Origin of the sequence: Streptomyces sp. NPDC012466 (assembly GCF_042955215.1) — a bacterium.
GTDB lineage: Bacteria > Actinomycetota > Actinomycetes > Streptomycetales > Streptomycetaceae > Streptomyces.
On the sequence record NZ_JBIBEQ010000007.1, the window covers coordinates 366,494 to 388,272 of the forward strand.

17 protein-coding genes are annotated in these 21,779 nt (G+C 71.9%); 9 read left to right on the forward strand and 8 right to left on the reverse strand.

Going from position 1 to position 21,779, the window contains the following annotated elements; all coding sequences use genetic code 11:
- The 3 genes from ACFY9E_RS26560 to ACFY9E_RS26570 form a co-directional block, all read right to left on the reverse strand.
- Nucleotides 1-663, reverse strand: coding sequence for a TetR family transcriptional regulator (locus ACFY9E_RS26560; RefSeq protein WP_390988098.1), 663 nt, complete (start codon nucleotides 661-663; stop codon nucleotides 1-3).
- A 5-nt stretch (nucleotides 664-668) separates the two neighbouring features.
- Nucleotides 669-2,468, reverse strand: a complete 1,800-nt coding sequence (locus tag ACFY9E_RS26565; RefSeq protein WP_390988100.1) for a DHA2 family efflux MFS transporter permease subunit — start codon at nucleotides 2,466-2,468, stop codon at nucleotides 669-671.
- A 100-nt stretch (nucleotides 2,469-2,568) separates the two neighbouring features.
- Nucleotides 2,569-3,282 carry a hemolysin III family protein gene (locus ACFY9E_RS26570; RefSeq protein ID WP_390988102.1) on the reverse strand — a complete coding sequence of 238 codons (714 nt, stop codon included), beginning with the start codon at nucleotides 3,280-3,282 and terminating at the stop codon, nucleotides 2,569-2,571.
- 328 nt (nucleotides 3,283-3,610) lie between these two features.
- Between ACFY9E_RS26570 and ACFY9E_RS26575 the strand changes: the two genes are divergently transcribed.
- Nucleotides 3,611-5,440: a phosphoenolpyruvate carboxykinase (GTP) gene (locus ACFY9E_RS26575; protein WP_390988104.1), complete on the forward strand. Its 1,830-nt coding sequence runs from the start codon at nucleotides 3,611-3,613 to the stop codon at nucleotides 5,438-5,440.
- A 446-nt stretch (nucleotides 5,441-5,886) separates the two neighbouring features.
- Here the strand turns inward: ACFY9E_RS26575 and ACFY9E_RS26580 are convergent, their stop codons facing one another.
- Nucleotides 5,887-6,306 (reverse strand): hypothetical protein, encoded by a 420-nt coding sequence (locus ACFY9E_RS26580; RefSeq protein ID WP_390988106.1) that lies wholly within the window; start codon nucleotides 6,304-6,306, stop codon nucleotides 5,887-5,889.
- 130 nt (nucleotides 6,307-6,436) lie between these two features.
- A complete protein-coding gene (locus ACFY9E_RS26585) occupies nucleotides 6,437-7,648 on the reverse strand; it encodes a pyridoxal phosphate-dependent aminotransferase (protein ID WP_366712153.1) in 1,212 nt (403 codons plus the stop codon).
- A 126-nt stretch (nucleotides 7,649-7,774) separates the two neighbouring features.
- On the opposite strand from ACFY9E_RS26585, the gene ACFY9E_RS26590 reads away from it, so the two are divergent.
- Both ACFY9E_RS26590 and ACFY9E_RS26595 read left to right on the forward strand, forming a co-directional pair.
- Nucleotides 7,775-8,560, forward strand: a complete 786-nt coding sequence (locus tag ACFY9E_RS26590) for a hypothetical protein (RefSeq protein WP_390988108.1) — start codon at nucleotides 7,775-7,777, stop codon at nucleotides 8,558-8,560.
- Between the two features lie 160 nt (nucleotides 8,561-8,720).
- Nucleotides 8,721-9,647 carry a trypsin-like peptidase domain-containing protein gene (locus ACFY9E_RS26595; protein WP_390988109.1) on the forward strand — a complete coding sequence of 309 codons (927 nt, stop codon included), beginning with the start codon at nucleotides 8,721-8,723 and terminating at the stop codon, nucleotides 9,645-9,647.
- A gap of 21 nt (nucleotides 9,648-9,668) precedes the next feature.
- Here the strand turns inward: ACFY9E_RS26595 and ACFY9E_RS26600 are convergent, their stop codons facing one another.
- Nucleotides 9,669-11,282, reverse strand: a complete 1,614-nt coding sequence (locus ACFY9E_RS26600; RefSeq protein WP_390988111.1) for an amidohydrolase family protein — start codon at nucleotides 11,280-11,282, stop codon at nucleotides 9,669-9,671.
- Between the two features lie 13 nt (nucleotides 11,283-11,295).
- The gene (locus ACFY9E_RS26605; protein WP_390988113.1) at nucleotides 11,296-12,573 is read right to left on the reverse strand and encodes an alanine racemase; all 1,278 of its coding nucleotides are present in this window, start codon (nucleotides 12,571-12,573) and stop codon (nucleotides 11,296-11,298) included.
- A 134-nt stretch (nucleotides 12,574-12,707) separates the two neighbouring features.
- On the opposite strand from ACFY9E_RS26605, the gene ACFY9E_RS26610 reads away from it, so the two are divergent.
- The 5 genes from ACFY9E_RS26610 to ACFY9E_RS26630 all read left to right on the forward strand — a co-directional run bounded on the left by ACFY9E_RS26610 (nucleotide 12,708) and on the right by ACFY9E_RS26630 (nucleotide 17,137).
- On the forward strand, nucleotides 12,708-13,778 hold the full coding sequence (locus tag ACFY9E_RS26610; RefSeq protein ID WP_390988115.1) for a PfkB family carbohydrate kinase: 1,071 nt from the start codon (nucleotides 12,708-12,710) through the stop codon (nucleotides 13,776-13,778).
- Nucleotides 13,775-14,536: an IclR family transcriptional regulator C-terminal domain-containing protein gene (locus tag ACFY9E_RS26615; protein ID WP_390988117.1), complete on the forward strand. Its 762-nt coding sequence runs from the start codon at nucleotides 13,775-13,777 to the stop codon at nucleotides 14,534-14,536. The genes ACFY9E_RS26610 and ACFY9E_RS26615 overlap by 4 nt, the downstream gene beginning before the upstream one ends.
- Nucleotides 14,533-14,943 carry a Rid family hydrolase gene (locus tag ACFY9E_RS26620; RefSeq protein WP_390988119.1) on the forward strand — a complete coding sequence of 137 codons (411 nt, stop codon included), beginning with the start codon at nucleotides 14,533-14,535 and terminating at the stop codon, nucleotides 14,941-14,943. Before ACFY9E_RS26615 ends, ACFY9E_RS26620 begins: the two co-directional genes overlap by 4 nt.
- Nucleotides 14,944-15,044: 101 nt before the next feature.
- Nucleotides 15,045-16,562 carry a gluconate:H+ symporter gene (locus tag ACFY9E_RS26625; RefSeq protein ID WP_390988121.1) on the forward strand — a complete coding sequence of 506 codons (1,518 nt, stop codon included), beginning with the start codon at nucleotides 15,045-15,047 and terminating at the stop codon, nucleotides 16,560-16,562.
- A gap of 65 nt (nucleotides 16,563-16,627) precedes the next feature.
- Nucleotides 16,628-17,137, forward strand: coding sequence for a hypothetical protein (locus ACFY9E_RS26630; protein ID WP_390988123.1), 510 nt, complete (start codon nucleotides 16,628-16,630; stop codon nucleotides 17,135-17,137).
- Here the strand turns inward: ACFY9E_RS26630 and ACFY9E_RS26635 are convergent.
- Nucleotides 17,134-18,486: a M14 family zinc carboxypeptidase gene (locus ACFY9E_RS26635; protein WP_390988124.1), complete on the reverse strand. Its 1,353-nt coding sequence runs from the start codon at nucleotides 18,484-18,486 to the stop codon at nucleotides 17,134-17,136. The two genes, ACFY9E_RS26630 and ACFY9E_RS26635, sit on opposite strands and share 4 nt — an antisense overlap.
- Nucleotides 18,487-18,759: 273 nt before the next feature.
- Between ACFY9E_RS26635 and ACFY9E_RS26640 the strand changes: the two genes are divergently transcribed.
- On the forward strand, nucleotides 18,760-21,750 hold the full coding sequence (locus ACFY9E_RS26640) for a LuxR C-terminal-related transcriptional regulator (protein WP_390988126.1): 2,991 nt from the start codon (nucleotides 18,760-18,762) through the stop codon (nucleotides 21,748-21,750).
- The last annotated feature ends 29 nt before the right edge of the window (nucleotides 21,751-21,779 follow it).

Sequence of the window (21,779 nt, forward strand, 5' to 3'; positions counted from 1 at the left end):
TCAGGATGCCACGGGGGCACCGGAAGAGGGTGGCCGTTTCGGCAGGTCCTTGAGGGTGTCGAGGGTGCGGTCGACCAGTTCCGGCAGGTCGTCCCGGAAGTCCCGTTCGACCCAGTAGATCATCGTCTCCAGCAGGGCGCCCATCAGTCCCATCGCGTAGACCCGCACTTCGAGCTCGTCCTCGTCGCGGCCGCTGCGTTCCGCCAGCGCCCGGCACAGCAGGCGGCCGGTGAGGGACATGCTCTCCATCATCCGCGCGCGCAGCGCGGGAACCTCGACCATCAGCTTGATGCGCAGGATCATGTCGTCCTGCTCGAAGTCCGCGGCGTCGGCGATGGCCATGGTCATTCCCTGGCGGATCGACCAGCGCAGCGATTCCAGGACCGGTTCGTCCTGGGGCCGTGCCCGCAGCAGGTCCTCCACCAAGGGGTCGTACTCGTCCGTCAGGACGATGTCCTCCTTGGTGGGGAAGTAGCGGAAGACGGTGCTCGGCGAGACCTCGGCGCGCTCCGCGATCTGCTCGACCGTGGTGGCCTCGTACCCCTGCTCCTTGACCAGGGCGTACGTGGCGTCCCGGATCGCGATCCGCGTCTTGATCTTCTTGCGCTCCCGCAGGCCCAGATGCCGCGCGGCCTCGGGAACAGGGGTCCGTGCCGTGGTCATGCGGTTCATTGTCGGTCATCGGCCTCCACCCGGGCCACGTCCGGTCCCGAGGCCACCTCGGCCCCCGGCTCGCCGGGCTTCCCGGGTTCCCCGGGGCTCCCGGTCTCCCCATGGCGGCCGGGCCTCCCGGGTTCCCCGGGCCTCCCGGGTTCCCCGGGCCTCCCGGGCCCGCCGGGCTTCCCGGCATTCCCAACCTCCCCAGGGCCGCCGGGCTTCCACGGCCCCCCGGGCCTCCCGGCCTCTCCGGCTTTCCCGGCCTCCTCGGGTCCGCCGAGTCTCCCGGCCTGTCCCGCCGGAGCGGCGGGCCGCGAGTCGGGCAGCAGCAGTGCCGTCAGCGCGGCCGTCACCAGGGCGGCGATGCCGCAGACCACGAGGACCGTGGACATGCCGTCCACATACGCGGCGTCGGCGGAGCGGGCGAGCGCCGGGAGCCCCAGTTGCCCGGCCACGGCGTGGGCGCCGCTGAGCGAGTCGCGTGCCGCGTCCGCCGCCCCCCGGGGCAGACCGGCGGTGTCGAGGCGGTCGTCGTAGGCGCCCGCGACGAGGCTGCCGAGCAGCGCGATGCCGACGGCGCCGCCCACCTGGCGGAGCGTCATCAGCAGTCCGGAGCCGCTGCCCGCCTCCTCGGCGGGGATGCCGCCGAGCGCCGCGTCCATCGCGGGCACCATCGCCAGACCGAAGCCCAGGCCCGCGATCGTCAGCCACAGGGCGGTGAAGCCGTAGCCGGAGCCGGGCTCCGTGCGGGAGCCGAGCAGCGCGGCCGAGCACAGCACCACCAGGCCCGTGGTGACCACCGGGCGTGGTCCCGTGCGCCGCACCAGCGGGGTGCTCAGCCGCGCGGAGACCATCAGCCCGCCCATCATCGGCAGCAGCCGCAGCCCGGTGCCGAAGGCGTCGCTGCCGCCGACCTCCTGCAGATACGTCGGCAGCGTGAACAGCAGCCCGGAGAAGACGAACGTGCCGAGCGTCGCGGCCAGGCTGTTGAACAGGAACCCACGGTGGCCGAGCAGTTTCAGGTCCAGCATGGGCCGCACCGCGCGGCGCTCCCGTGCGACGAGGGCGGCGAGCAGCACGGCGGACACCGTGAACGAGCCGAGCACCGGGCCGCTGCCCCAGCCGCGCTCGGGCGCCTCGATGATGCCGAAGACCAGGGCACCGAGCCCCAGCGCGCTGGACGCGGTCGACAGGGCGTCCACCCGGGGTGAGGACGGGTCGCGGGACTCGGGCAGCAGGAGCAGACAGGCGGCGATGCCGATCGCGGCCATGGGAATGTTGATCAGGAAGATCGAGCCCCACCAGTAGTGGTCCAGCAGCAGCCCGCCGATCAGCGGCCCGAGCGGCATCCCCGCGGCCATGGACGCGGTGACGGCGGCGACGGCCTTGCCGCGCTCCTCCTCGCCGAACATCGACGGCAGCACGGACAGGCCGAGCGGAATCACCAGTGCGGCGCCGAGACCCATCAGGGAGCGCGCCGCGATCACCGGCTCCGGGGTGTCGACCACCGTGCCGGCCAGCGACCCGGCGAGGAACACCACCAGGCCCGTGACCAGCATCCGGCGCCGCCCGAACCGGTCGCCGAGCAGTCCGGCGGGCAGCATCAGCGCCGCGAACACGACGACGTAGGAGTCCACGATCCACTGCAGCTCGCCGGTGGTCGCGTCCAGCTGCGAGGCCATCGTCGGCAGCGCCACGTTGAGGATCGTCAGATCGAAACCGAGCACCAGCATGCTCGCGACGAGGGCGCCGAGCGCCCACCAGCGGCGGGGGTCCCCGGACCTCCGGTCCTGCTGAGTGACAGTAGCCATGAAATGAGAGTTACTCTCAAAAGAGTTCCACTGTCAACGTGCGGGGGCATGAGAAAGGGCCACGGCGCGAAAGCCGTGGCCCTGTGCTGTGCGGCAGCTGCTACCCGTGCTGGTACGCCACCAGCGAGATCCCCACGTAGTGCGCGATGAAGGCCGCCAGGGTGAGGGAGTGGAACACCTCGTGGAAGCCGAACCAGCGCGGCGACGGGTTCGGCCGCTTGATCCCGTAGACCACGCCGCCCGCGCTGTAGAGCAGGCCGCCGACGACGACCAGGACGAGGACGGCGACACCGCCGGTGCGCATGAAGTCGGGCAGGTAGAAGACGGCCGCCCAGCCCATGGCGATGTAACACGGTGTGTAGAGCCAGCGCGGGGCGCCGACCCAGAAGACGCGGAAGAGGATGCCGGCCACGGCCGCGCTCCAGATGCCCCACAGCAGCCACCGGCCCTTGGAGTCCGGCAGGAGCAGCATGGTCAGCGGTGTGTAGGTGCCCGCGATGATCAGGAAGATGTTGGCGTGGTCCAGCCGGCGCAGGACGCCGTCCATGCGCGGGCTCCAGTCGCCCCGGTGGTACAGCGCGCTCACGCCGAACAGCAGGCATGCGGTCAGAGCGAAGACGCCGCAGGCGATGCGCCCTCTGGAGGAGTCGGCGAGGGCGGTCAGCACCAGACCCGCGACCAGAACGGCCGGAAACATGCCGAGGTGCAGCCAGCCACGCAGTTTCGGCTTCACCGGGTGAGGCAGGGAGAGCGCCTGTGGACCGTGGCCGTCGGCCGCCGAGTCCGAGGGCGCGTCGGGGACGAACGCAGTCATGGCCGAATGGTAGCTACGGAACCGTAAGTGACGGATCAGCGCCTCGGCTTGACCGGCGAAGAGTGGCCATCCTCTCACTCCGGCCCGGCGACGGTTACGCAAACGGTCGGTCAGGTGAACGCAACGTACACGTAAAGCGGCGCGGAAAACCGTGGCGAGCCTCACGTTGCTCACCTGTGCACTCCTCTGGACAGATGGGCGCGAACGTCGGATGATCAAATGAGTGCGGTCGGCACCGGATGAGCGCCCAAGATCCTCCGTGAAGCATCCGGGTCGCAGCCCCCACGGGGCCTCCACATCACAAAAAATCCCTCATTTAGGAGCAATCGTGGCGCGCGACATCGCGGCTCCCACCGTCCCCACCACCCATCAGGGGCTGATCTCGTGGGTCAACGAGATCGCTGAACTGACCCAGCCGGACAACGTGGTCTGGTGTGACGGATCCGAGGCCGAGTACGAGCGACTGTGCGAAGAGCTCGTGGAAAAGGGCACCTTCCGCAAACTCGACCCGATCAAGCGCCCCCACTCCTACTACGCGGCCTCCGACCCCACCGACGTCGCCCGCGTGGAGGACCGGACCTTCATCTGCTCCGAGAAGGAGGCGGACGCCGGCCCGACCAACCACTGGAAGGCCCCCGCCGAGATGCGGGAGATCTTCCAGGGCTCCGGAGGGCAGGGCGGTCTGTTCCGCGGCTCGATGCGCGGCCGGACCATGTACGTCGTGCCCTTCTGCATGGGCCCGCTCGGCTCGCCGCTGTCCGCACTCGGCGTGGAGATCACCGACTCGGCGTACGTCGCCGTCTCCATGCGCACCATGACGCGCATGGGCCAGGCCGTCCTGGACGAGCTCGGCTCCGATGGCTTCTTCGTCAAGGCCGTCCACACCCTGGGCGCCCCGCTGGAGCCCGGCCAGGCGGACGTCCCCTGGCCCTGCAACCAGACCAAGTACATCTCGCACTTCCCCGAGGACCGCGAGATCTGGTCCTACGGCTCCGGCTACGGCGGCAACGCCCTGCTCGGCAAGAAGTGCTACGCCCTGCGCATCGCCTCCGTCATGGCCCGTGACGAGGGCTGGCTCGCCGAGCACATGCTCGTGCTGAAGCTGACCCCGCCGCGCGGCGAGGCCAAGTACGTCGCCGCCGCCTTCCCGAGCGCCTGCGGCAAGACCAACCTCGCCATGCTGGAGCCGACCGTCCCCGGCTGGACGGTCGAGACCATCGGCGACGACATCGCCTGGATGCGCTTCGGCGAGGACGGCCGGCTCTACGCCATCAACCCCGAGGCCGGCTTCTTCGGCGTCGCGCCCGGCACCGGCGAGCACACCAACGCCAACGCAATGAAGACCCTGTGGGGCAACTCCGTCTTCACCAACGTCGCCCTCACCGACGACAACGACGTGTGGTGGGAGGGCATGACCGAGGAGTCCCCGGCCCACCTGACGGACTGGAAGGGCAACGACTGGACGCCCGAGTCCGGCGTCCCGGCCGCCCACCCCAACGCCCGTTTCACCGTCCCGGCCTCGCAGTGCCCGATCATCGCGCCCGAGTGGGAGGACCCCAAGGGCGTGCCGATCTCGGCGATCCTCTTCGGCGGCCGCCGCGCCACCGCCGTACCGCTGGTGACGGAGTCCTTCGACTGGAACCACGGCGTCTTCCTCGGCGCCAACGTGGCCTCCGAGAAGACCGCCGCCGCCGAGGGCAAGGTCGGCGAGCTGCGCCGCGACCCGTTCGCGATGCTGCCGTTCTGCGGTTACAACATGGGCGACTACATGGCCCACTGGATCGACGTGGCCAAGGACAAGGACCAGTCCAAGCTGCCGAAGATCTACTACGTCAACTGGTTCCGCAAGGACGACGAGGGCAAGTTCGTCTGGCCCGGCTTCGGCGAGAACTCCCGGGTCCTGAAGTGGATCGTGGAGCGCCTGGACGGCACGGCCGAGGGCGTCGAGACCCCGATCGGCATCCTGCCGACGAAGGACGCCCTCGACACCGACGGCCTGGAACTGGCCGAGTCCGACCTGGAGTTCCTGCTCACGGTCGACAAGCAGGTCTGGCGCGAGGAGGCCGCCCTGGTCCCCGAGCACCTCAACACCTTCGGCGAGCACACGCCGAAGGAACTGTGGGACCAGTACCGCGCGCTGGTGGAGCGCCTCGGCTGATCCCACCCCCTGTACTCCGCGGCCGGCTGGAACCGACAGTGCCCTGACCAGCAACATCGTCACGGCCGGCCGCGGAACCGACTGGCGGGGCCCGCACAACGGCGTGCGGGGTTCCGGGCCCGTCGCCGCTCTCCGTCCGCCCCGACGGAAACCGCCGGCGACAGGCCCACTCCCGCCCGCTTCGGCGCGGCCCGCCCCGCGGGCTCACGAACGTGCCGATGGATGACCGAGCGCTCCGGCCGACTGCCTACGTCGACCGGAGCGCTCGGGCGTTCTCGCGGCGGCCGGCAATCGGGGGACGATCGGGCGATTGCGGGTCTGCGGCAGGCGTGACGAGCTCCGGGTGCGGGTACCCGACGGTCCTCACAGAGGGGTTAGTGGCGCCCGGTCCGCGCGTCGCTGCGGGTGCGCGCGGACCGGGGCCGTCAGGGGGAGCCCCGCGGGGCTCAGCGGGACGCCAGGGTGCGCGGCTCCAGCGCCGCGGTGTGGGCGTCCATCCGCTCGGCGGCCAGGATCGCGGCCGCCGTGTCGGCCCGGGAGGCGGCGACGACCAGCGCGCGACCCGCCAGGGCGTGCGCCCGCCGGTGCAGGGCGGTGGTGTCCCGCTCGGGCCGGCCGCTCATCGGCGCGCGCACCGGGGTGCGTCCTCCGCGCAGCCTGCTCACCTGCTCCGCGAGCCGCTCCGCCGCGGTGTCCAGGTCGGCCGAGGCCCCGGTCGCGCGCAGCTCGTCCGTGACGGCGAGCAGGGCGGCGAGATGGCCCGCGAGCTGGATGTCCAGCTCTTCCTCACGGGAACGGTGGGGGAAGTCCGGGTTGGGGCCGTCCACCGTGCTGTGGACCGACTTGGCGCGGATCGGTTCGTACATGGGAAGGCCTCCTGAGGTTTTACAGGAAACCATCCTAGCTTAGATTTCGTCTAAAGTTGAGTTGTTCACAAAACCGGACTGCCCGCGCACGTAGGGTGAGCGGGCAGGTCGAGGGTCGTCTTCCGTCGGATCAGGGCTGGCTGTAGCCGTCCAGGAAGTGCCCGATCCGTCCCACCGCGTCGGTCAGGTCCCCGACCGTCGGCAGGGTCACCACCCGGAAGTGGTCCGGCTCCGGCCAGTTGAAGCCCGTGCCCTGCACGACCATGATCTTCTCGCGCCGGAGCAGGTCCAGGACCATGCGGCGGTCGTCCTTGATCTTGAAGACCTTCGGGTCGAGGCGCGGGAAGAGGTACAGCGCGCCCTTGGGCTTCACGCAGGTCACACCGGGGATCTGGGTCAGCAGCTCGTAGGCCGTGTCCCGCTGCTCGCGCAGCCGGCCGCCCGGCAGTACCAGGTCGTTGATCGTCTGCCGCCCGCTGAGCGCCGCGACGACTCCGTGCTGCCCGGGCATGTTCGCGCACAGGCGCATGTTCGCCAGGATCGTCAGACCCTCGATGTAGGAATCGGCGTGGGCGCGCGGCCCGGAGATCGACATCCAGCCGACCCGGTAACCGGCCACCCGGTAGGCCTTCGACATGCCGTTGAAGGTGAGGGTGAGCAGGTCGGGGGCCACGGAGGCGGTCGGCGTGTGCGTGGCGCCGTCGTAGAGGATCTTGTCGTAGATCTCGTCGGAGCAGACGAGCAGGTTGTGCCGGCGGGCGATGTCGGTCAGGCCCTTGATCATCGCCTCGTCGTAGACGGCCCCCGTCGGGTTGTTGGGGTTGATGATCACGAGCGCCTTGGTCCGGTCGGTGACCTTGCGCTCGATGTCGGCGAGGTCCGGCATCCAGTCAGCCTGCTCGTCGCAGCGGTAGTGCACGGCGGTGCCGCCGGACAGGGAGACGGCGGCGGTCCACAGCGGGTAGTCGGGCGCGGGCACGAGGACCTCGTCACCGTCGTCCAGCAGGCCCTGCATCGCCATCACGATCAGCTCGGACACGCCGTTGCCGATGAAGACGTGCTCGACGTCCGTCTCTATGCCGAGGGTCTGGTTGTGCATGACCACGGCCCGGCGGGCCGCCAGCAGTCCCTTGGCGTCGCCGTAGCCGTGCGCCGACGACACGTTGCGGAGGATGTCCTCCAGGATCTCGGGCGGGCACTCGAAGCCGAACGCCGCCGGGTTGCCGGTGTTGAGCTTGAGGATCCGGTGACCGGCCGCTTCCAGCCGCATCGCCTCCTCGAGCACCGGGCCCCGGATCTCGTAACAGACGTTGGCGAGCTTGGTCGACTGGATCACCTGCATGCCTGGGAGCTTACGGCCCGGTAACGCGTCCCGGGTCGTGTTTTCCGCCACGTGAGACGCGGGGGTTTGGGGCGATATCGCCGCGCGCTGTCCCACCAGCACCTTCGGTCCCTAGAATGCGCCGCCATGTCCAAGTCATTCGAGTACGCCGACGGAGTGACCGGCAGCGAGCCGCAGGGCGCCCCGAACGTGTACCTGCCGCAGTCCGCCGCGCCTCCGGTCTACGACGCCTACGCCGATCCGGCTGCGGCGCACGGATGGCAGGACGTGTACGACGCGGCGGCCGGCGGCGCCGGGGGGCCGGGGTACGGCGCGGACACCCCGGGCGCGTACCCCGGCGGCACCCCCGGCCGCCTGCACCCCGACGGCACGGGCGGTGCGGACGGCGCCGGTGACACCCGTGAGCTGCCTGCGGTGCCGGCGCGTGGCCGGACGGGTGCGGGCCACCGCGCCCGGCGCAAGCCCGCTCCGCGGCTCCCGCGCCGCGTGGCGGTCGCCGCCGGTGCCGTGGGGGCCGTGTCGGCGGTCGCTCTGATCGCCGGGTTCTCCCTGTCGGGCGGGCCCTCCGGGGGCGCGCGGGGCGGCGAGGGCGGCCGCACGGGTCCGACGGCGGGGGAGACGTCCGCGGCGGAGACCGCGGGTACCGGCCCGGCGCCGACCCCCGACGTTCCGCTCGCCGGCCGGCCGGACGGTTCTGACGGTTCTGACGGGTCGTCCGGAGAGACGTCCGTGCCGCCGTCCTCCGCGGTGGGCCGCACCCCGTCCGCGTCCGGCACGGACGGCGCGCCCCAGGCCACGGGGTCGACGAGCAGTGCCCCGGCGGCCACCGCCCCCACCGCCACGGCCACGGCGCCCGGCAACTCCGGTGACAATCCGGGGCGCGGCCGCGGCGGCACGAAGGGACCCAAGTGACCCTCCGGTAAGGGCGGTTGAGTAGGGTCGGGCCGGACGTCGGCATTCCGGTTGTGGAACGGGTTCTTGTGCCGCCCCCTTGTGACGATCACAATGCACATGACAACAGTGCAGGCGGCCGGAAGATTTCCGGCCGCCTCGTCGCAAGAGGGGACCCCCCATGAGAAAACCTCTCGCCGCCGCGTTCTGCGCCCTGGCGATAGCCGGGGCCGGCGCGGCTCCCGCGACCGCCGCCGACGCCGCCCCCACGGGCGTCGGCAAGGCCGCGGACACGGGCTCGGCCACGTCCGCCGTCTCGGGCGTGGTCACGTCCGTGGAGCAGACGCTGTCCGGGCTCACCAACCCGTCGGCCAAGGCCGTGAACTTCGCCGGCACCGTGGCGCTCAGCAACTGCTCCGGCTCGGTCGTCCGGATGCCGGACTCCGAGGCCGACGACCCGGCGCTCGTGATGACCAACGGCCACTGCCTGGAATCCGGCTTCCCCGGCCCCGGCCAGGTCCTCGTCGACAAGGCCTCCAGCCGCACCTTCAGCCTGCTCAACTCCTCCGGCTCGCGCGTCGCCACCCTGCGCGCCGCCAAGCTCGCCTACGGCACGATGACCGACACGGACGTCGCGCTGTACCAGCTCACCACCACGTACGCGCAGATCAAGAGCTCGTACAACATCAACGCGCTGACGCTGAACGACACCCACCCGGTGGCCGGCACCGCCATCAGCATCCCCTCCGGCTACTGGAAGCGGATCTACAGCTGCTCCATCGACGGGTTCGCGTACCGCTTGAAGGAGGGCGACTGGACCTGGAAGGACTCGGTCCGTTACACCTCCGCCTGCAACACCATCGGCGGCACGTCCGGCTCGCCCGTCGTCGACCAGGCCACCAACAAGGTCGTCGCCATCAACAACACCGGCAACGAGGACGGTGAGCGCTGCACGGTGAACAACCCGTGCGAGGTCGACGCGAACGGCACCGTGACCGTCCGCAAGGGCATCAACTACGCCCAGGAGACCTACGGAATCCCGGCCTGCTTCGGGATCGACAACAAGCTCGACCTGAGCGCGAGCGGCTGCACCCTGCCCAAGCCGTAAGGCAGGGTGCCGGCCGGGCGGTCACGCGGGAGGAGTCCTGCGGACCGCCCGGCCCGCCAGCACGTCCGTGCGCCGGCCGTCCTCGATGACGAACCGGCCGTCGACCAGGACGTACGGAATGCCCGTCGGGAGCGTGCGCGGCTGCGCGAAGGTCGAGCCCGCCGCGACCGTCGCCGGGTCGAAGAGGACCAGGTCGGCCCTGTAACCCTCGCGGACCAGGCCCCGGTCGGGCAGCCGCAGCCGCGCGGCCGGGCGCGAGGTGAGGTGCGCGACGCACTCCTCCAGCGACAGCACCCCCAACTCCCTGACGTAGTGCCCGAGGTAGTGCGGGAAGGTGCCGTAGGCGCGCGGGTGCGGCTTGGCGCCCTGGAGGATGCCGTCCGAACCGCCCGTGTGCACCCGGTGGCGCATGATCGCCCGGACGTTCTCCTCGTGGCCCACGTGCTGGAGGATCGTCGGGGCCAGCCGGTCCGCCAGCAGCAGCCCGCGCGCGGTCACCCAGGGCTCCTCGCGCCGCCGGTCCGCCGACTCCCGGACCGTCCGGCCGACGAAATCGGCCAGGGCCGGATCGTTCACGCCGGAGATCTCGATGGTGTCCCAGTCGACCGGCACGCCGTGGCAGCCGTCGGACCCGGTGACCTCCAGGTGGTGGCGGACGCGTTCCGCGGTCTCCTCGTCCGCCAGCCGCCTGAGGGTCTCCTCCGGGCCGCCCTCGCTCGCCCAGCTCGGCAGCACGGCCGCCAGCGTCGTACAGCCCGGGGTGTACGGGTAGGTGTCGAGGCTGATGTCGGACCCGGCCGCCAGCGCCTCGTCCAGCAGGGTCAGCAGCTCGGGTGCCCGGCCCTCGTTCACGCCGAAGTTCATGGTGGCGTGGGCGAGATGCAGGGAGCAGCCCGCCTCCCGGGTCAGGGCGACCATCTCCTCGTAGGCCTGAAGGGCCCCGGCGCCGTAGGAGCGGTGGTGCGGGCAGTAGTAGCCGCCGTAGGAGGCCACCACCCGGCACAGTTCGGTCAGTTCGGCGTTCCGCGCGTACATGCCGGGCGTGTACGTCAGCCCCGACGACATGCCGACGGCGCCCTGCTCCAGGCCCTCGGCGACCAGCCGGCGCATCCGCTCCAGCTCGGCGGGTGTGGCCGCGCGGTCCTCCCAGCCGACGGCGAGCGCCCGGACCGTGCCCTGCGGAACGAGGTAGGCCGCGTTCACGGCGATCCCCCGGTCCAGCCGGTCCAGGTACTCGCCGACCGTGCGCCAGTCGAAGTCGATGTCGTCGCCCGGGCCGTTCCACCCGGCGATCGCCCGCCGCACCTCGCCGAGCGTGCGGTCGTCGACCGGCGCGTACGACAGGCCGTCCTGGCCGATGACCTCCAGGGTGACGCCCTGCGCGGCCTTGGCGCTGTGGTCGGGGTCGCGCAGCAGCGCCAGGTCGCTGTGGGCGTGCATGTCGACGAAGCCGGGGGAGAGGACCAGGCCCTCGGCGTCCAGCTCCCGGCGCGCCTTCGGCCGCTGACAGCCGGCCGCGGCGGCCTCCTTGACGATGGAGACGATCCGGCCGCCGTCGACCACCACATCGGCCCGGTACGCGTCCGCGCCGGAGCCGTCGACGACGTCGGCGTCCCGGATGACGAGTTCTTCCATCGCGCCTGGCCTCCTAGAAGAACGTGCGGACGTAGTCGACGACCGTGCCGTCCGCCTCCGCGACGGGGATCAGCTGCCACTTGTCGAACGAGGTGCACGGGTGGGACAGGCCGAGGCCCACCCAGTCGCCGACCTCCAGATCCGCCTCCGGGGTGGTGGCGAGCCAGGCGTGCTGGTCGGACAGGGCCGTCACCGACACGCCGGTGGCCGGGCGCTCGGTGCCGTCCCGGCGGATCACCTGGGCGAAGGGCAGGTCGAGGTCGTAGGCCGCGTCCCGCTTGCCCGCGTTGACGAAGGCCTGTTCGGCCGACGGCCGCGAGACCACCTGGGTCCACAGGCGGAACGCCGGCTCCAGCGCGCCCTCCTCGGGGACCCGGTTGAACGGGGTCAGCTTGCGGTAGCGCCCGTCGTCGTGCGAGACGTAGGCGCCGGAGCGGAGCAACTTCAGCACGGGGAGCGACAGTTCCGGGATCTCCGCGAAGACGTCGGCGACCGCGTCGAACCAGGCGCTGCCGCCCGCGCTGACCACGATCTCGTCCAGTCCGGTGAACCGCCCCGCCTCGTCGAACTCGGCGGCGAGCGCGACCAGCCGCCGCAGCCACGCCGTCACCCGCCCGGTGTCGGCCTTCGGCACCTCGCCCTCGTAGCCCGCGACACCGACCAGCCGCAGCGTCCGCGTGCCCGCCACCGCGTCCGCGACCGCCGCGCACTCCGCCTCCGTACGCACCCCGGTCCGGGCGCCCTCGCCGGCCGCGAGCTCGACGACGACGTCCAGGGGCCGCGTGGCGTCCCGGAGGGCTGCGTCCATCAGCTCGACGCCGCGCACGGAGTCGACGTAGCAGACGAACCGGAAGTCCGGGTCGGCGTCGAGCTCGGCGGCGATCCAGCGCAGGGCCGCCGCGTCGACCAGCTCGTTGGCGAGGAACACGCGCCGGGTCCCGAAGGCGCGCGCCACCCGCACCTGGTGCGGCACGGCCAGGGTGATGCCCCACGCCCCGTGCTCGATCTGCCGCTGGAACAGCTGCGGCGCCATGGAGGTCTTGCCGTGCGGCGCGAAGGCCAGGCCGTGCCGGGCCGCGTACGTCTCCATGAGCCTCAGGTTGTGCTCCAGGCGCTCGGCGGACAGTGCGAGCACGGGCGTGGCGAAGCCGCCGGTGAAGAGGTTGCGGCGCTGGCCGGCCAGCTCGCCGACGGTCAGTCCGTCGGCCTCCGGCGGGAGGCCCTTGAACCGGTGGTCGACGCGTTCTGCGGCGAGCCGGGCGAGGGACTCGGCTGCGGTGTCGGCTGTCATGGAGCCTCCTGATCAGCGGTGTTGCATCTCTTGCAACCTTCATTGCGTATGTTGCTCAACGCTGTCTAACATCTCGGCCACCGCCGGTCAATGAAACCGCCACCCACCGACCTCGCCGAGGAGCTACGAGCATCGTGACCCCCACCGGACCCTGCAACGGCCCCGACGTCGTGGACGTCGTCGCGCTCGGCGAGTCCATGGTCACGTTCCTGCCCTCCCGGCCGGGCCGCCTCGCCGACGTGCCGTCGTTCGAGCGGTGCATCGGCGGGGCGGAGTCCAACGTGGCGTGCGTGCTGGCGGCGGCGGGGCACTCCGTGCGGTGGGTCGGCGCGGTCGGCGCCGACGGCTTCGGCGACCACCTCGTCGAGGAGATCGGGTCCTACGGCGTCGACGTCGCGTCCGTACGGCGCGATCCGGCGCGTCCGACCGGCATCTACTTCCGCACGGCGGGGGACCGGGCCACCGACGCCCACGAGGTGGCCTACTACCGGGCCGGATCGGCCGCCTCGGCGATGTCCACCGACACCGTGGACCTGGCGGCCGTCCGGGCCGCCCGGGTGCTGCACCTGTCGGGGATCACGGCCGCGCTCTCCGGGAGCTGCCTGGACCTGCTGTGGGAACTGACCGAGCCGGACCCGCGGCGGCCGCTCGTCTCCTTCGACATCAACCACCGGCCGGGGCTCTGGCCCGACCCCGACGGGCCCCGGGTCCTGCTGGACCTCGCCCGCCGCGCGGACCTCGTCTTCGTCGGCTCCGACGAGGCCCTCGACGCGTGGGGACTGCACGGCGCGTCCGCGGTCCGGGACGCGCTGCCCGAGCCCGAGCTCGTGGTCGTCAAGATGGGCCCGGGTGGCGCCGTCGCCCTCGACAAGGACCTCAGTGACACGGAGGACGCGGACGGCACGGCCACCCTCGCCCCCGCCCCCCGCGTGGACGTCGTCGCCGCCGTCGGCGCGGGAGACGCCTTCGCCGCCGGGTTCCTCTCCGCCACCCTGCGCGGACTGCCCGTCCGGGACCGGCTGCGGCACGGGCATCTGATGGCCGCCGCCGCCCTCACCGTGCCCGGTGACCTCGCCACACCGCCCGCGCGGGAGCACGCCGACCGGCTCGTCGCCCTGGACGACGCGGCATGGGGGAGACTGCGACTCGGCCCGGGCTGGACCGAGCGGACACAGCGGGCCGACGAGGAGGTACGTACGCCATGAGCCAGACCGTCGACCGCGCGCTCAGCATCCTGCCGTTGCTCGCCGAGGGCCCCGCCGACCTGGGGCAGGTCGCCGACCGCCTCGGTGTGCACAAGTCCACGGCACTGCGCCTGCTGCGCACCCTGCACGAGCACGGACTCGTCTACCGCCAGTCCGACCAGCGCTACCGCCTGGGCGCCCGGCTCTTCGCCCTCGCCCAGGAGGCGATGGAGAACCTCGACGTCCGCGAGATCGCCCACCCCCACCTGGTCCGCCTCAACGAGGACTGCGGGCACACCGTGCACCTCGCCGTGTACGAGGAGAACGAGGTCCTCTACATCGACAAGGTCGAGAGCCGCTACCCGGTGCGGATGTACTCCCGCATCGGCAAGCCCGTGGCCATCACCGTCGCCGCGGTCGCCAAGCTGCTCCTGGCCGACCTGCCCGAGCACGAGCGGCGGGCGGTCGCGGAGAAACTCGACTACCCCACCTACACGTCCCGTTCGACACCCAACGCCGGCGCGTTCCTGCGTGAACTGGAGAAGGTGCGCGAACAGGGCTGGGCCACCGACCTCGGCGGCCACGAGGAGTCCATCAACTGCGTCGCGGCGCCCGTCCGCGGCGCCGACGGCCGCGTCGTCGCCGCGATGTCGGTCTCCGCGCCGAACGTCGTCGTCACCGCCGACGAACTCCTCACCCTCCTGCCGCTGGTGCGCCGCACGGCGGACGCCATCAGCGGCGAGTACTCCGGCAGGACACCAGTGAAGGGCACCGTATGACGGACAAGATCGCGCTCACCCCCACGACCCACACCACCCCGCCGGCGAAGTTCTCGCACGGGGTGAGGAAGGGCAACATCCTCCAGGTCGCCGGCCAGGTCGGCTTCCTGCCCGCCGAGGAGGGCAAGGCGCCCACGCCCGCCGGGCCCACCCTGCGCGAGCAGACCCTCCAGACCCTCGCCAACGTCAAGGCGATCCTGGAGGAGGGCGGCGCCTCCTGGGACGACGTGATGATGATCCGCGTCTACCTGACGGACGTGGCCCACTTCGCCGAGATGAACGAGATCTACAACGCGTACTTCGAGGAGCAGGGGCTGACCCAGCCGCCCGCCGCGCGCACGACGGTCTACGTCGGCCTGCCCGCGGGACTCCTCGTCGAGATCGACGCGCTGGCCGTCCTCGGCTGACCCACCCCACCCCGCCTTCGTCGAGGCGCGGCGCCTTCGATGCGCCGCGCCGCGCTCCCCCCTACCCAGAAGCTGTATGCATTTACGCAGAGGACCCCCGAATGTCCCACCCGCTCGCTGCGTCCGCCCCCGCCGAGACCCCGCCGCACACCGGAGGACTGCTCCTCCTCGTCGACGGCACGGCCGGACTCCTGCTCACCGCCGCGCTCGGCATCGTGCTGCTGCTGTTCCTCATCATCAAGGCGAGACTCCAGCCGTTCGTCGCCCTGCTCGCGGTCTCCATAGCCGTCGGCCTGGCCGCCGGTCTGTCGGTCACCGAACTCTTCGGCACCGTCCAGAAGTCGGACGCCGTCTCCACCATCGAATCCGGCATGGGCGGCATCCTCGGCCATGTCGCCATCATCATCGGCCTGGGCACCATGCTCGGCGCGATCCTCGAAGTCAGCGGTGGCGCCGAGGTGCTGGCGAGGCGTCTGCTCGGCCTGTTCGGTGAACGACGAGCCCCGCTCGCCATGGGCCTGACCGGCCTGATCTTCGGTATCCCGGTCTTCTTCGACGTCGGCATCTTCGTCCTAGCCCCGCTCGTCTACGCCGCCGCCAAGCGCTCGGGCAAGTCGATCCTGCTCTACTGCCTGCCGCTGCTCGCGGGCCTGTCCGTCACGCACGCCTTCCTGCCCCCGCACCCCGGCCCGGTGGCCGCCGCCGGTCTGCTGAACGTCGACCTCGGCTGGGTCATCCTGATGGGCATCGTCTGCGGTCTGCCCGCCGTGGTGGCCGCGTGGGGCTACGCAGCGTGGATCGGCCGCCGTATCTTCGTGCCCGTCCCGCAGGACATGGTCGAGGCGGCTCAGGAGGCCAAGCGGGCCGTCGTCGACGAGCAGCGGGCCGCCGGGGCCGCCCCCAGCGAGCAGCCGGTCTCCCTCGGCACGGTCCTCGGCATCATCGGCACCCCGCTGGTGCTCATCCTCGCCGCGACGTTCTCCTCGATCGCCCTGGACCCTCCCCCGAGCTCTCCGACGGGCTCCGAGCAGGGGGTGCCCCCATCCCTCCGCTCGGTGATCGAGTTCTTCGGCAACCCGTTCGTGGCGCTGACGATCGCCCTGTTCCTCGCGTACTACCTGCTGGGCATCCGCCGAGGATGGTCCCGCAAGTCCCTGGAGACGGTGTCGACCGCGTCCCTCAAGCCGGTCGGCAACATCCTGCTGGTGGTCGGCGCGGGCGGCGTCTTCGGCGCCGTCCTCAAGGCCAGCGGCGTCGCCCAGGCGCTCTCGGACACGTTCGACGACGTGGGCCTGCCGGTGCTCGTCCTGTCCTACCTGATCTCCGTCGTGCTGCGCGTCGCCCAGGGCTCGGCGACGGTCGCCATCGTCACGACGGCCGGCATCGTCGCCCCCCTGCTCTCCGAGGGTGACCACTCCCAGGCCTTCGTCGCCCTGGTCATCATGGCCATCTCGGCCGGCTCCATCTTCGCCTCGCACGTCAACGACGGCGGCTTCTGGATGGTCGCGAAGTACTTCGGCATCAGCGAGCGCGACACCCTCAAGACCTGGACCGTTCTGGAGAGCGTGCTGTCGGTGGCGGGGTTCGCGGTGGCGGCGGTTTTGAGTCTGTTCGTGTAGGCGTCTCATAACGATGCCGGGGTCGACTGTGTGCCGCACAGGTTTGTCGACCATACTGCTCCGCTGTGGAGCAGCGCATAGGTTCGAGCAGCCAGCCCCTGGAAGGCGCCGGATTCGACCCGGCCTTCATCCCCGGGCTCACGTCACCCGCGTCCCCACGGACGGAGGACGGCGAGCCGGAGAAGAAGCCCGAGGCCGTGGACGTCGAGGAGGCCGAAGAGGAAGCCGCCGAGGCGGAGGAGACGGCAGAGACGTCCCCCTCCGAGCCGGAGGAGGACACCGAGGCCGACGGCCCCGTCTTCGAGGCGTCCGACCGCCGCGCCAGGCTGGTCGCCGACCACAGAGGCGTACGACTGTCCCTGGACGACCAGGAATGCGAGTTCCGCTGGGACGAGATCGGCGCGGTGGAGACGGAGACGGCCCGTTTCGGCAAGCGGTACACCGTCACCGTCCACACCCCTGACCGGCGCTGGTACCCGATCGAGATCGAGGCGCCGGCCAGGAGCCACTTCAAGGAGTGGGACGCGCAGTTGGACGCGGTGCTGGACGCCTACTTCGAGGAAGACGCCGGCTAGGCGCAGTACTGGCTCTCCTTGCCGATCGACCGGTACATGCAGTCCGCGTTCTCCAGCAGTTGCAGCACCGCATCGCGGTTACGGGAGGTCTCCCGCTCGATCACCTCGTCGGGCGGGTAGAACCCACCCCCACCGGACCGGGGGTACATCTCGAAGGTGTACGCGAAGATCTTGTGCGTGCCCCAGAGATAGTCGTCGATCGACCCGTCGGTGATGTACAGGTCGCTGGACTGCTCCGCCGTGTACCCGTTGCTCGCGGCCATCTTCCGCCCGACCGCCTTGAACGCCGCGTTGTCGTCCGCGGTCATGCCGGTCGCCGTGTCGGAGTACGTGTAGCCGAACGGCCACAGCACCAGCTCGCTGTAGGTGTGGAAGTCGACCCCCGCCTTGATCTGCTGCGTGCCGCCGACGACCCGGCTGCGCACGAAGTCCGCCACGACCTTCACCTCGGGTGCGGACTCGGCGGACGACCCCCGGTAGGTGTCGGACGACGTGGAGCCCGAGGAGCCGCCGCAGCAGCCCCAGCGGTAGTTCCAGTTGCGGTTCAGGTCCGTACCGACGTACGACGAGCCGGAGTTGGGCTGCCGGTTCTTGCGCCAGGAGCGGTACGAGCCGGTGGCGATGTCGTACTCACCGCCGTCCGGGTTGATGTCCGGGATGATCCAGATCTCACGGTTGTTCACCATTCCGGTGACGCGTGAGTCGGAACCGTAGTCGGAGGTCAGCTCGCGCAGCAGGTAGAGCGCCATCTCGACGGTCAGGTGCTCGCGGGCGTGCTGGTGGTGCGTGAACAGCACCTCCGGTTCGGACTCGTCGGAGCCGACGTTGTCGCTGATCTTGATGGCGACGATGTTCCGGCCCTGGTACGACGTGCCGATCACGCGCTGGCTCGCGATGGACGGGTTGGCCGAGACGATCGCGTTGATCTCGCTCGTCATCTCCGCGTAGTTGTGGTACTTCGAGTCGCCCGACGGGAAGTCGAAGAGCCGGACGCCGTCCTCGCCCGCGGAGCGGTCGGGCACCGCGCCGAGCGGGGCGACCTCGTAGCCCAGCGCGCGCAGCTTCTTGATCTGGGCGGCGCGGCCGGAGACCACGACACCGTGGCCGTGGACCTCGTCCACGGTCACGCCCGTGCGCTGAAGTGCCGTGCGGTCCTCGGCCGTCGAGTGCAGATGGACCTCGTACTGGCGGACGTCGTCGGCCGTGGCGGCCGCTTGACGGGCGCTGTCGGCGGTGGCGTCGGTCGTCGTCGCGGACAAGGGCGCCGCGAGGGCGAGGGCGAGGAGGCCGGCGAGGGCGGCGGTGCGTCTGCCGGTGCGGGCACCGGAGCCTCGTATGCGAAGTCGCATGAAATCTCCTTGTGGGAGGTGGGGTTGTTCCGTGCGACGTGCTTGGTGCGGGTGGCGCACATCGTTCTGCTAATGGCATGAGCAGGTCAAGACTGAAAGTGGCCGCGCAGTGTACGCGTGCGGCGCCACGGTCGAGGTGACCCGGCGGAAGTACACCCACAGGGGTGGCCGCGGCGTGCATACGTGTACGCAGGGGGAGAGGGTGAGGGTTCGCGCAAGGGGAGCCGGAGTGTCCGGATCCCCGGACGACACCCCTCAGAGGACTGGCTGATCATGGGCGGATCAGCGCCACGACGGGACCACCACCTGCCGGCCGAGACGACCAGTTTCGTCGACCGGCGTGGCGAACTGACCCAGGGCCGCGAACTGTTGGCCCGCGCACGACTGGTGACGCTGACCGGGCCGGGCGGCGTCGGCAAGACCCGGCTCGCCGCGCGCATCGCGGCCCGGGTGCGGCGGGCCTTCCCGGACGGCGTGCGCTTCGTGCACCTGTCCGGACTGCACGACCCGGCCCTCGTCCCGCTCGCGTCCGCCGACGCGCTCGGGCTCCACGACCACTCCGCCCAGCCGCCCCTGGACGCCCTCGTCGAGCAGGTGAGGGACCGGCGGCTGCTCCTCGTCGTCGACAACTGCGAACACCTGGCGGGTGCGTGCGCCCAGCTCGCGGCGGCCCTGCTGCACGGCACCGAGGGCGTACGGATCCTCGCCACCAGCCGGCACCGCCTCGGCCTCACCGAGGAACACCTGCTGGAGGTACGGCCGCTGCCGGTGCCCGACCCGGACGGCGACCTGGCCGCCGCCGAGGGCTACCCGGCCCTCACCCTCTTCGCCGACCGGGCCGCCGCCGTCGTCCCCGGCTTCCGCCTCACCGCCGCCAACCGCGCCTCCGTCGCCCGGCTGTGCCACCGCCTGGACGGTCTGCCCCTCGCCATCGAACTGGCCGCCGTCCGCATGCGCGTCCTCGACGTCGACCAGCTCCTGGACCGCCTCGGCGACCGCTACCGCTTCCTCACCACCGGCAGCCCCACCGCCCTGCCCCGCCACCAGACCCTGCGGGCGGCGGTCGCCTGGAGCCACGACCTGTGCACCACCCCCGAGCAGACGGTGTGGGCCCGGCTGTCGGTCCTGGCGGGCAGCTTCGACCTGGAGACGGCGGAGGCGGTGTGCGCGGACGGCATCCCGGAGGGCCCGGCCCCTCGGCCCACGGAGGGTTCCCAGCCGCCGGAGGGTCCCTGTGCGTCGGGGGCTTGTCGGTCCCTGGAGGGCCGCTGTGCGTCGGGGGCTTGTCGGTCCCTGGAGGGTCCCTGTGTGCTGGAAGCCTGTCGGTCCCCGGAGGGCTCCCGATCGCCGGACGGCTTCCGTTCACCGGACGGCTCCCGTTCGCCGGAGGGCTCCCGTTCACCGGAGGGCCGCCGGTCCCCGGAGGGCTCCCGATCCACGTATGTCTCCCGGTCCCCGGAGGGCGCCTTCGTGCCTCCGGAAGGCGGGGAGCGGCTCGTCGCGTTGCCGGCCCCGGCCCTGACGGCGCTTCCGCCCGCCAGCCCGACCGCGCTCCCTGCCCGGCTCCCGGACGCCCCGGGATCACAGGCCCGGCTCACGGACGCCCCGGGGTCACAGGCCCGGCTCACGGACGCCCCGGGGTCACAGGCCCGGCTCCCGGACGCCCCGGGGTCACAGGCCCGGCTCCCGGACGACTCGGGGGCACCGGTCCGGCTCACGGACCCCCTGGGCCCACAGGCCCGGCTCACGGACCCCCTGGGCCCACAGGCCCGGCTCACGGACACTCCGGGACCACACGTCCGGCCCCCCGCGGCGTCCACCCGGGCTCCGGCCCCCGGCCTGCGCGCCGACGACGTTCTGGAAGCCGTCGCCGGGCTCGTGGACAAGTCCGTGCTCAGCCGTGAGCCCGGGCCCGGCGGGGTGCGCTACCGGCTGCTCGACACCCTGCGGCAGTACGGGCTGGAGCAGTTGCGGCGGGACGCCGGGGAGGAGGAGGCCGCCCGGCGGCGGCAGCGGGACTGGATGCTGCGGCGGGCCGAGGAGTGCGAGCGCGGCTGGTTCGGGCCCGGGCAGCCGGAGACCGTCGCCCGGCTGCGCGCCGACCGGGACAACCTGCGCGCCGCCCTCGACTTCAGCCTCTCCACCCCGGGCGAGGCCCTCGCCGCACTGCGCCTCGCCGGCACGCTCTGGTTCTACTGGCACGCCTGCGGCGCCTCCCGCGAGGGCCTGTACTGGCTCGACCGGGCTCTGACCGCCGCCCCCGAACCGACCCGGGAACGGGCCCGCGGCCTCTGGGTCGCCGGGCTGCTGGCCGCCGCCACCCGGGACTTCCCCCGGGGCCACCGCCACGCCACCGAGGCCCTCGCCCTCGCCCGTGCCCTCGGTGACACCGCCGAGGGCGCCCACGCCGAGTACGTCATCGGCGTCATCCGGCTGTTCGGCGGCGACCTGCCCGGAGCGCTGAGGCACTTCGAGACCACCGTCGCCCGCGGCCCCGTGCCCGGCCAGCACCTCAGCCTCGTCGGCCTCGACCAGGTCGAACTCGCCTGTGCGCTGGGCTTTCTGGGGGAGGCCGAGCGGGCCGTGCAGGTCTGCGAGCAGGCCCTGACGCTGTGCGAGCGGCACGGCGAGCAATGGGTGCGGTCGTACGTGCTGCGGATGCTCGCCCTCGCGCACACCGTGCACGGCGACTGGTCCCGGGCCGAACGGCACGCCCGCGAGGCCCTGCGGCTCAAACTCGCCGTGCACGACGTCATCGGCATCGCCCTCACCCTCGACCTGCTGGCGTCCGTCGCGGCGGCACGCGACGCCCACCGGCACGCCGCCCTGCTGCTGGGCGGCGCCGACCGCGTCTGGGCCGACATCGACACCGGCCGCTGGGGCGCCCACGTCCTCACCTCCGTACGCCGGGACAGCGAGGAGCGGGCCGCCCGGGCCCTGGGGCGCGAGGCGTTCGAGCGGGCCCACCGGCGAGGCGCGGCGCTCGGTCTCGCGGAGCTGGCCGGCCACGCGCTCCAGGAGCCCGGCCGCCCGCACCCCTCGGAGCCCGCCGTCCCGCCGCCGCACGACGACACCGTGGTGCGTCTGACCCGCCGCGAGACCGAAGTCGCCCGGCTCGTCGCCGAGGGACTCGCCAACCAGCAGATCGCGGACCGCCTGGTGATCGCCCGCCGCACCGCCGAAGGCCATGTGGAACGCATCCTCAGCAAGCTCGGCTTCAGCAACCGCAGCCAGATCGCCGCCTGGATGACGGCACAGCGCTGACCCCCCCCCACGACCCGCACGCGCACCGA

Coding starts and splice junctions, on each gene's coding strand:
- ACFY9E_RS26615 (WP_390988117.1), top strand. CDS start 13,775: ATGAGCCAGACCGTCGACCGCGCGCTCAGCATCCTGCCGTTGCTCGCC.
- ACFY9E_RS26585 (WP_366712153.1), bottom strand. CDS start 7,648: ATGCAGGTGATCCAGTCGACCAAGCTCGCCAACGTCTGTTACGAGATC.
- ACFY9E_RS26560 (WP_390988098.1), bottom strand. CDS start 663: ATGACCACGGCACGGACCCCTGTTCCCGAGGCCGCGCGGCATCTGGGC.
- ACFY9E_RS26590 (WP_390988108.1), top strand. CDS start 7,775: ATGTCCAAGTCATTCGAGTACGCCGACGGAGTGACCGGCAGCGAGCCG.
- ACFY9E_RS26635 (WP_390988124.1), bottom strand. CDS start 18,486: ATGCGACTTCGCATACGAGGCTCCGGTGCCCGCACCGGCAGACGCACC.
- ACFY9E_RS26600 (WP_390988111.1), bottom strand. CDS start 11,282: ATGGAAGAACTCGTCATCCGGGACGCCGACGTCGTCGACGGCTCCGGC.
- ACFY9E_RS26620 (WP_390988119.1), top strand. CDS start 14,533: ATGACGGACAAGATCGCGCTCACCCCCACGACCCACACCACCCCGCCG.
- ACFY9E_RS26625 (WP_390988121.1), top strand. CDS start 15,045: ATGTCCCACCCGCTCGCTGCGTCCGCCCCCGCCGAGACCCCGCCGCAC.
- ACFY9E_RS26605 (WP_390988113.1), bottom strand. CDS start 12,573: ATGACAGCCGACACCGCAGCCGAGTCCCTCGCCCGGCTCGCCGCAGAA.
- ACFY9E_RS26595 (WP_390988109.1), top strand. CDS start 8,721: ATGAGAAAACCTCTCGCCGCCGCGTTCTGCGCCCTGGCGATAGCCGGG.
- ACFY9E_RS26565 (WP_390988100.1), bottom strand. CDS start 2,468: ATGGCTACTGTCACTCAGCAGGACCGGAGGTCCGGGGACCCCCGCCGC.
- ACFY9E_RS26580 (WP_390988106.1), bottom strand. CDS start 6,306: ATGTACGAACCGATCCGCGCCAAGTCGGTCCACAGCACGGTGGACGGC.
- ACFY9E_RS26570 (WP_390988102.1), bottom strand. CDS start 3,282: ATGACTGCGTTCGTCCCCGACGCGCCCTCGGACTCGGCGGCCGACGGC.
- ACFY9E_RS26640 (WP_390988126.1), top strand. CDS start 18,760: ATGGGCGGATCAGCGCCACGACGGGACCACCACCTGCCGGCCGAGACG.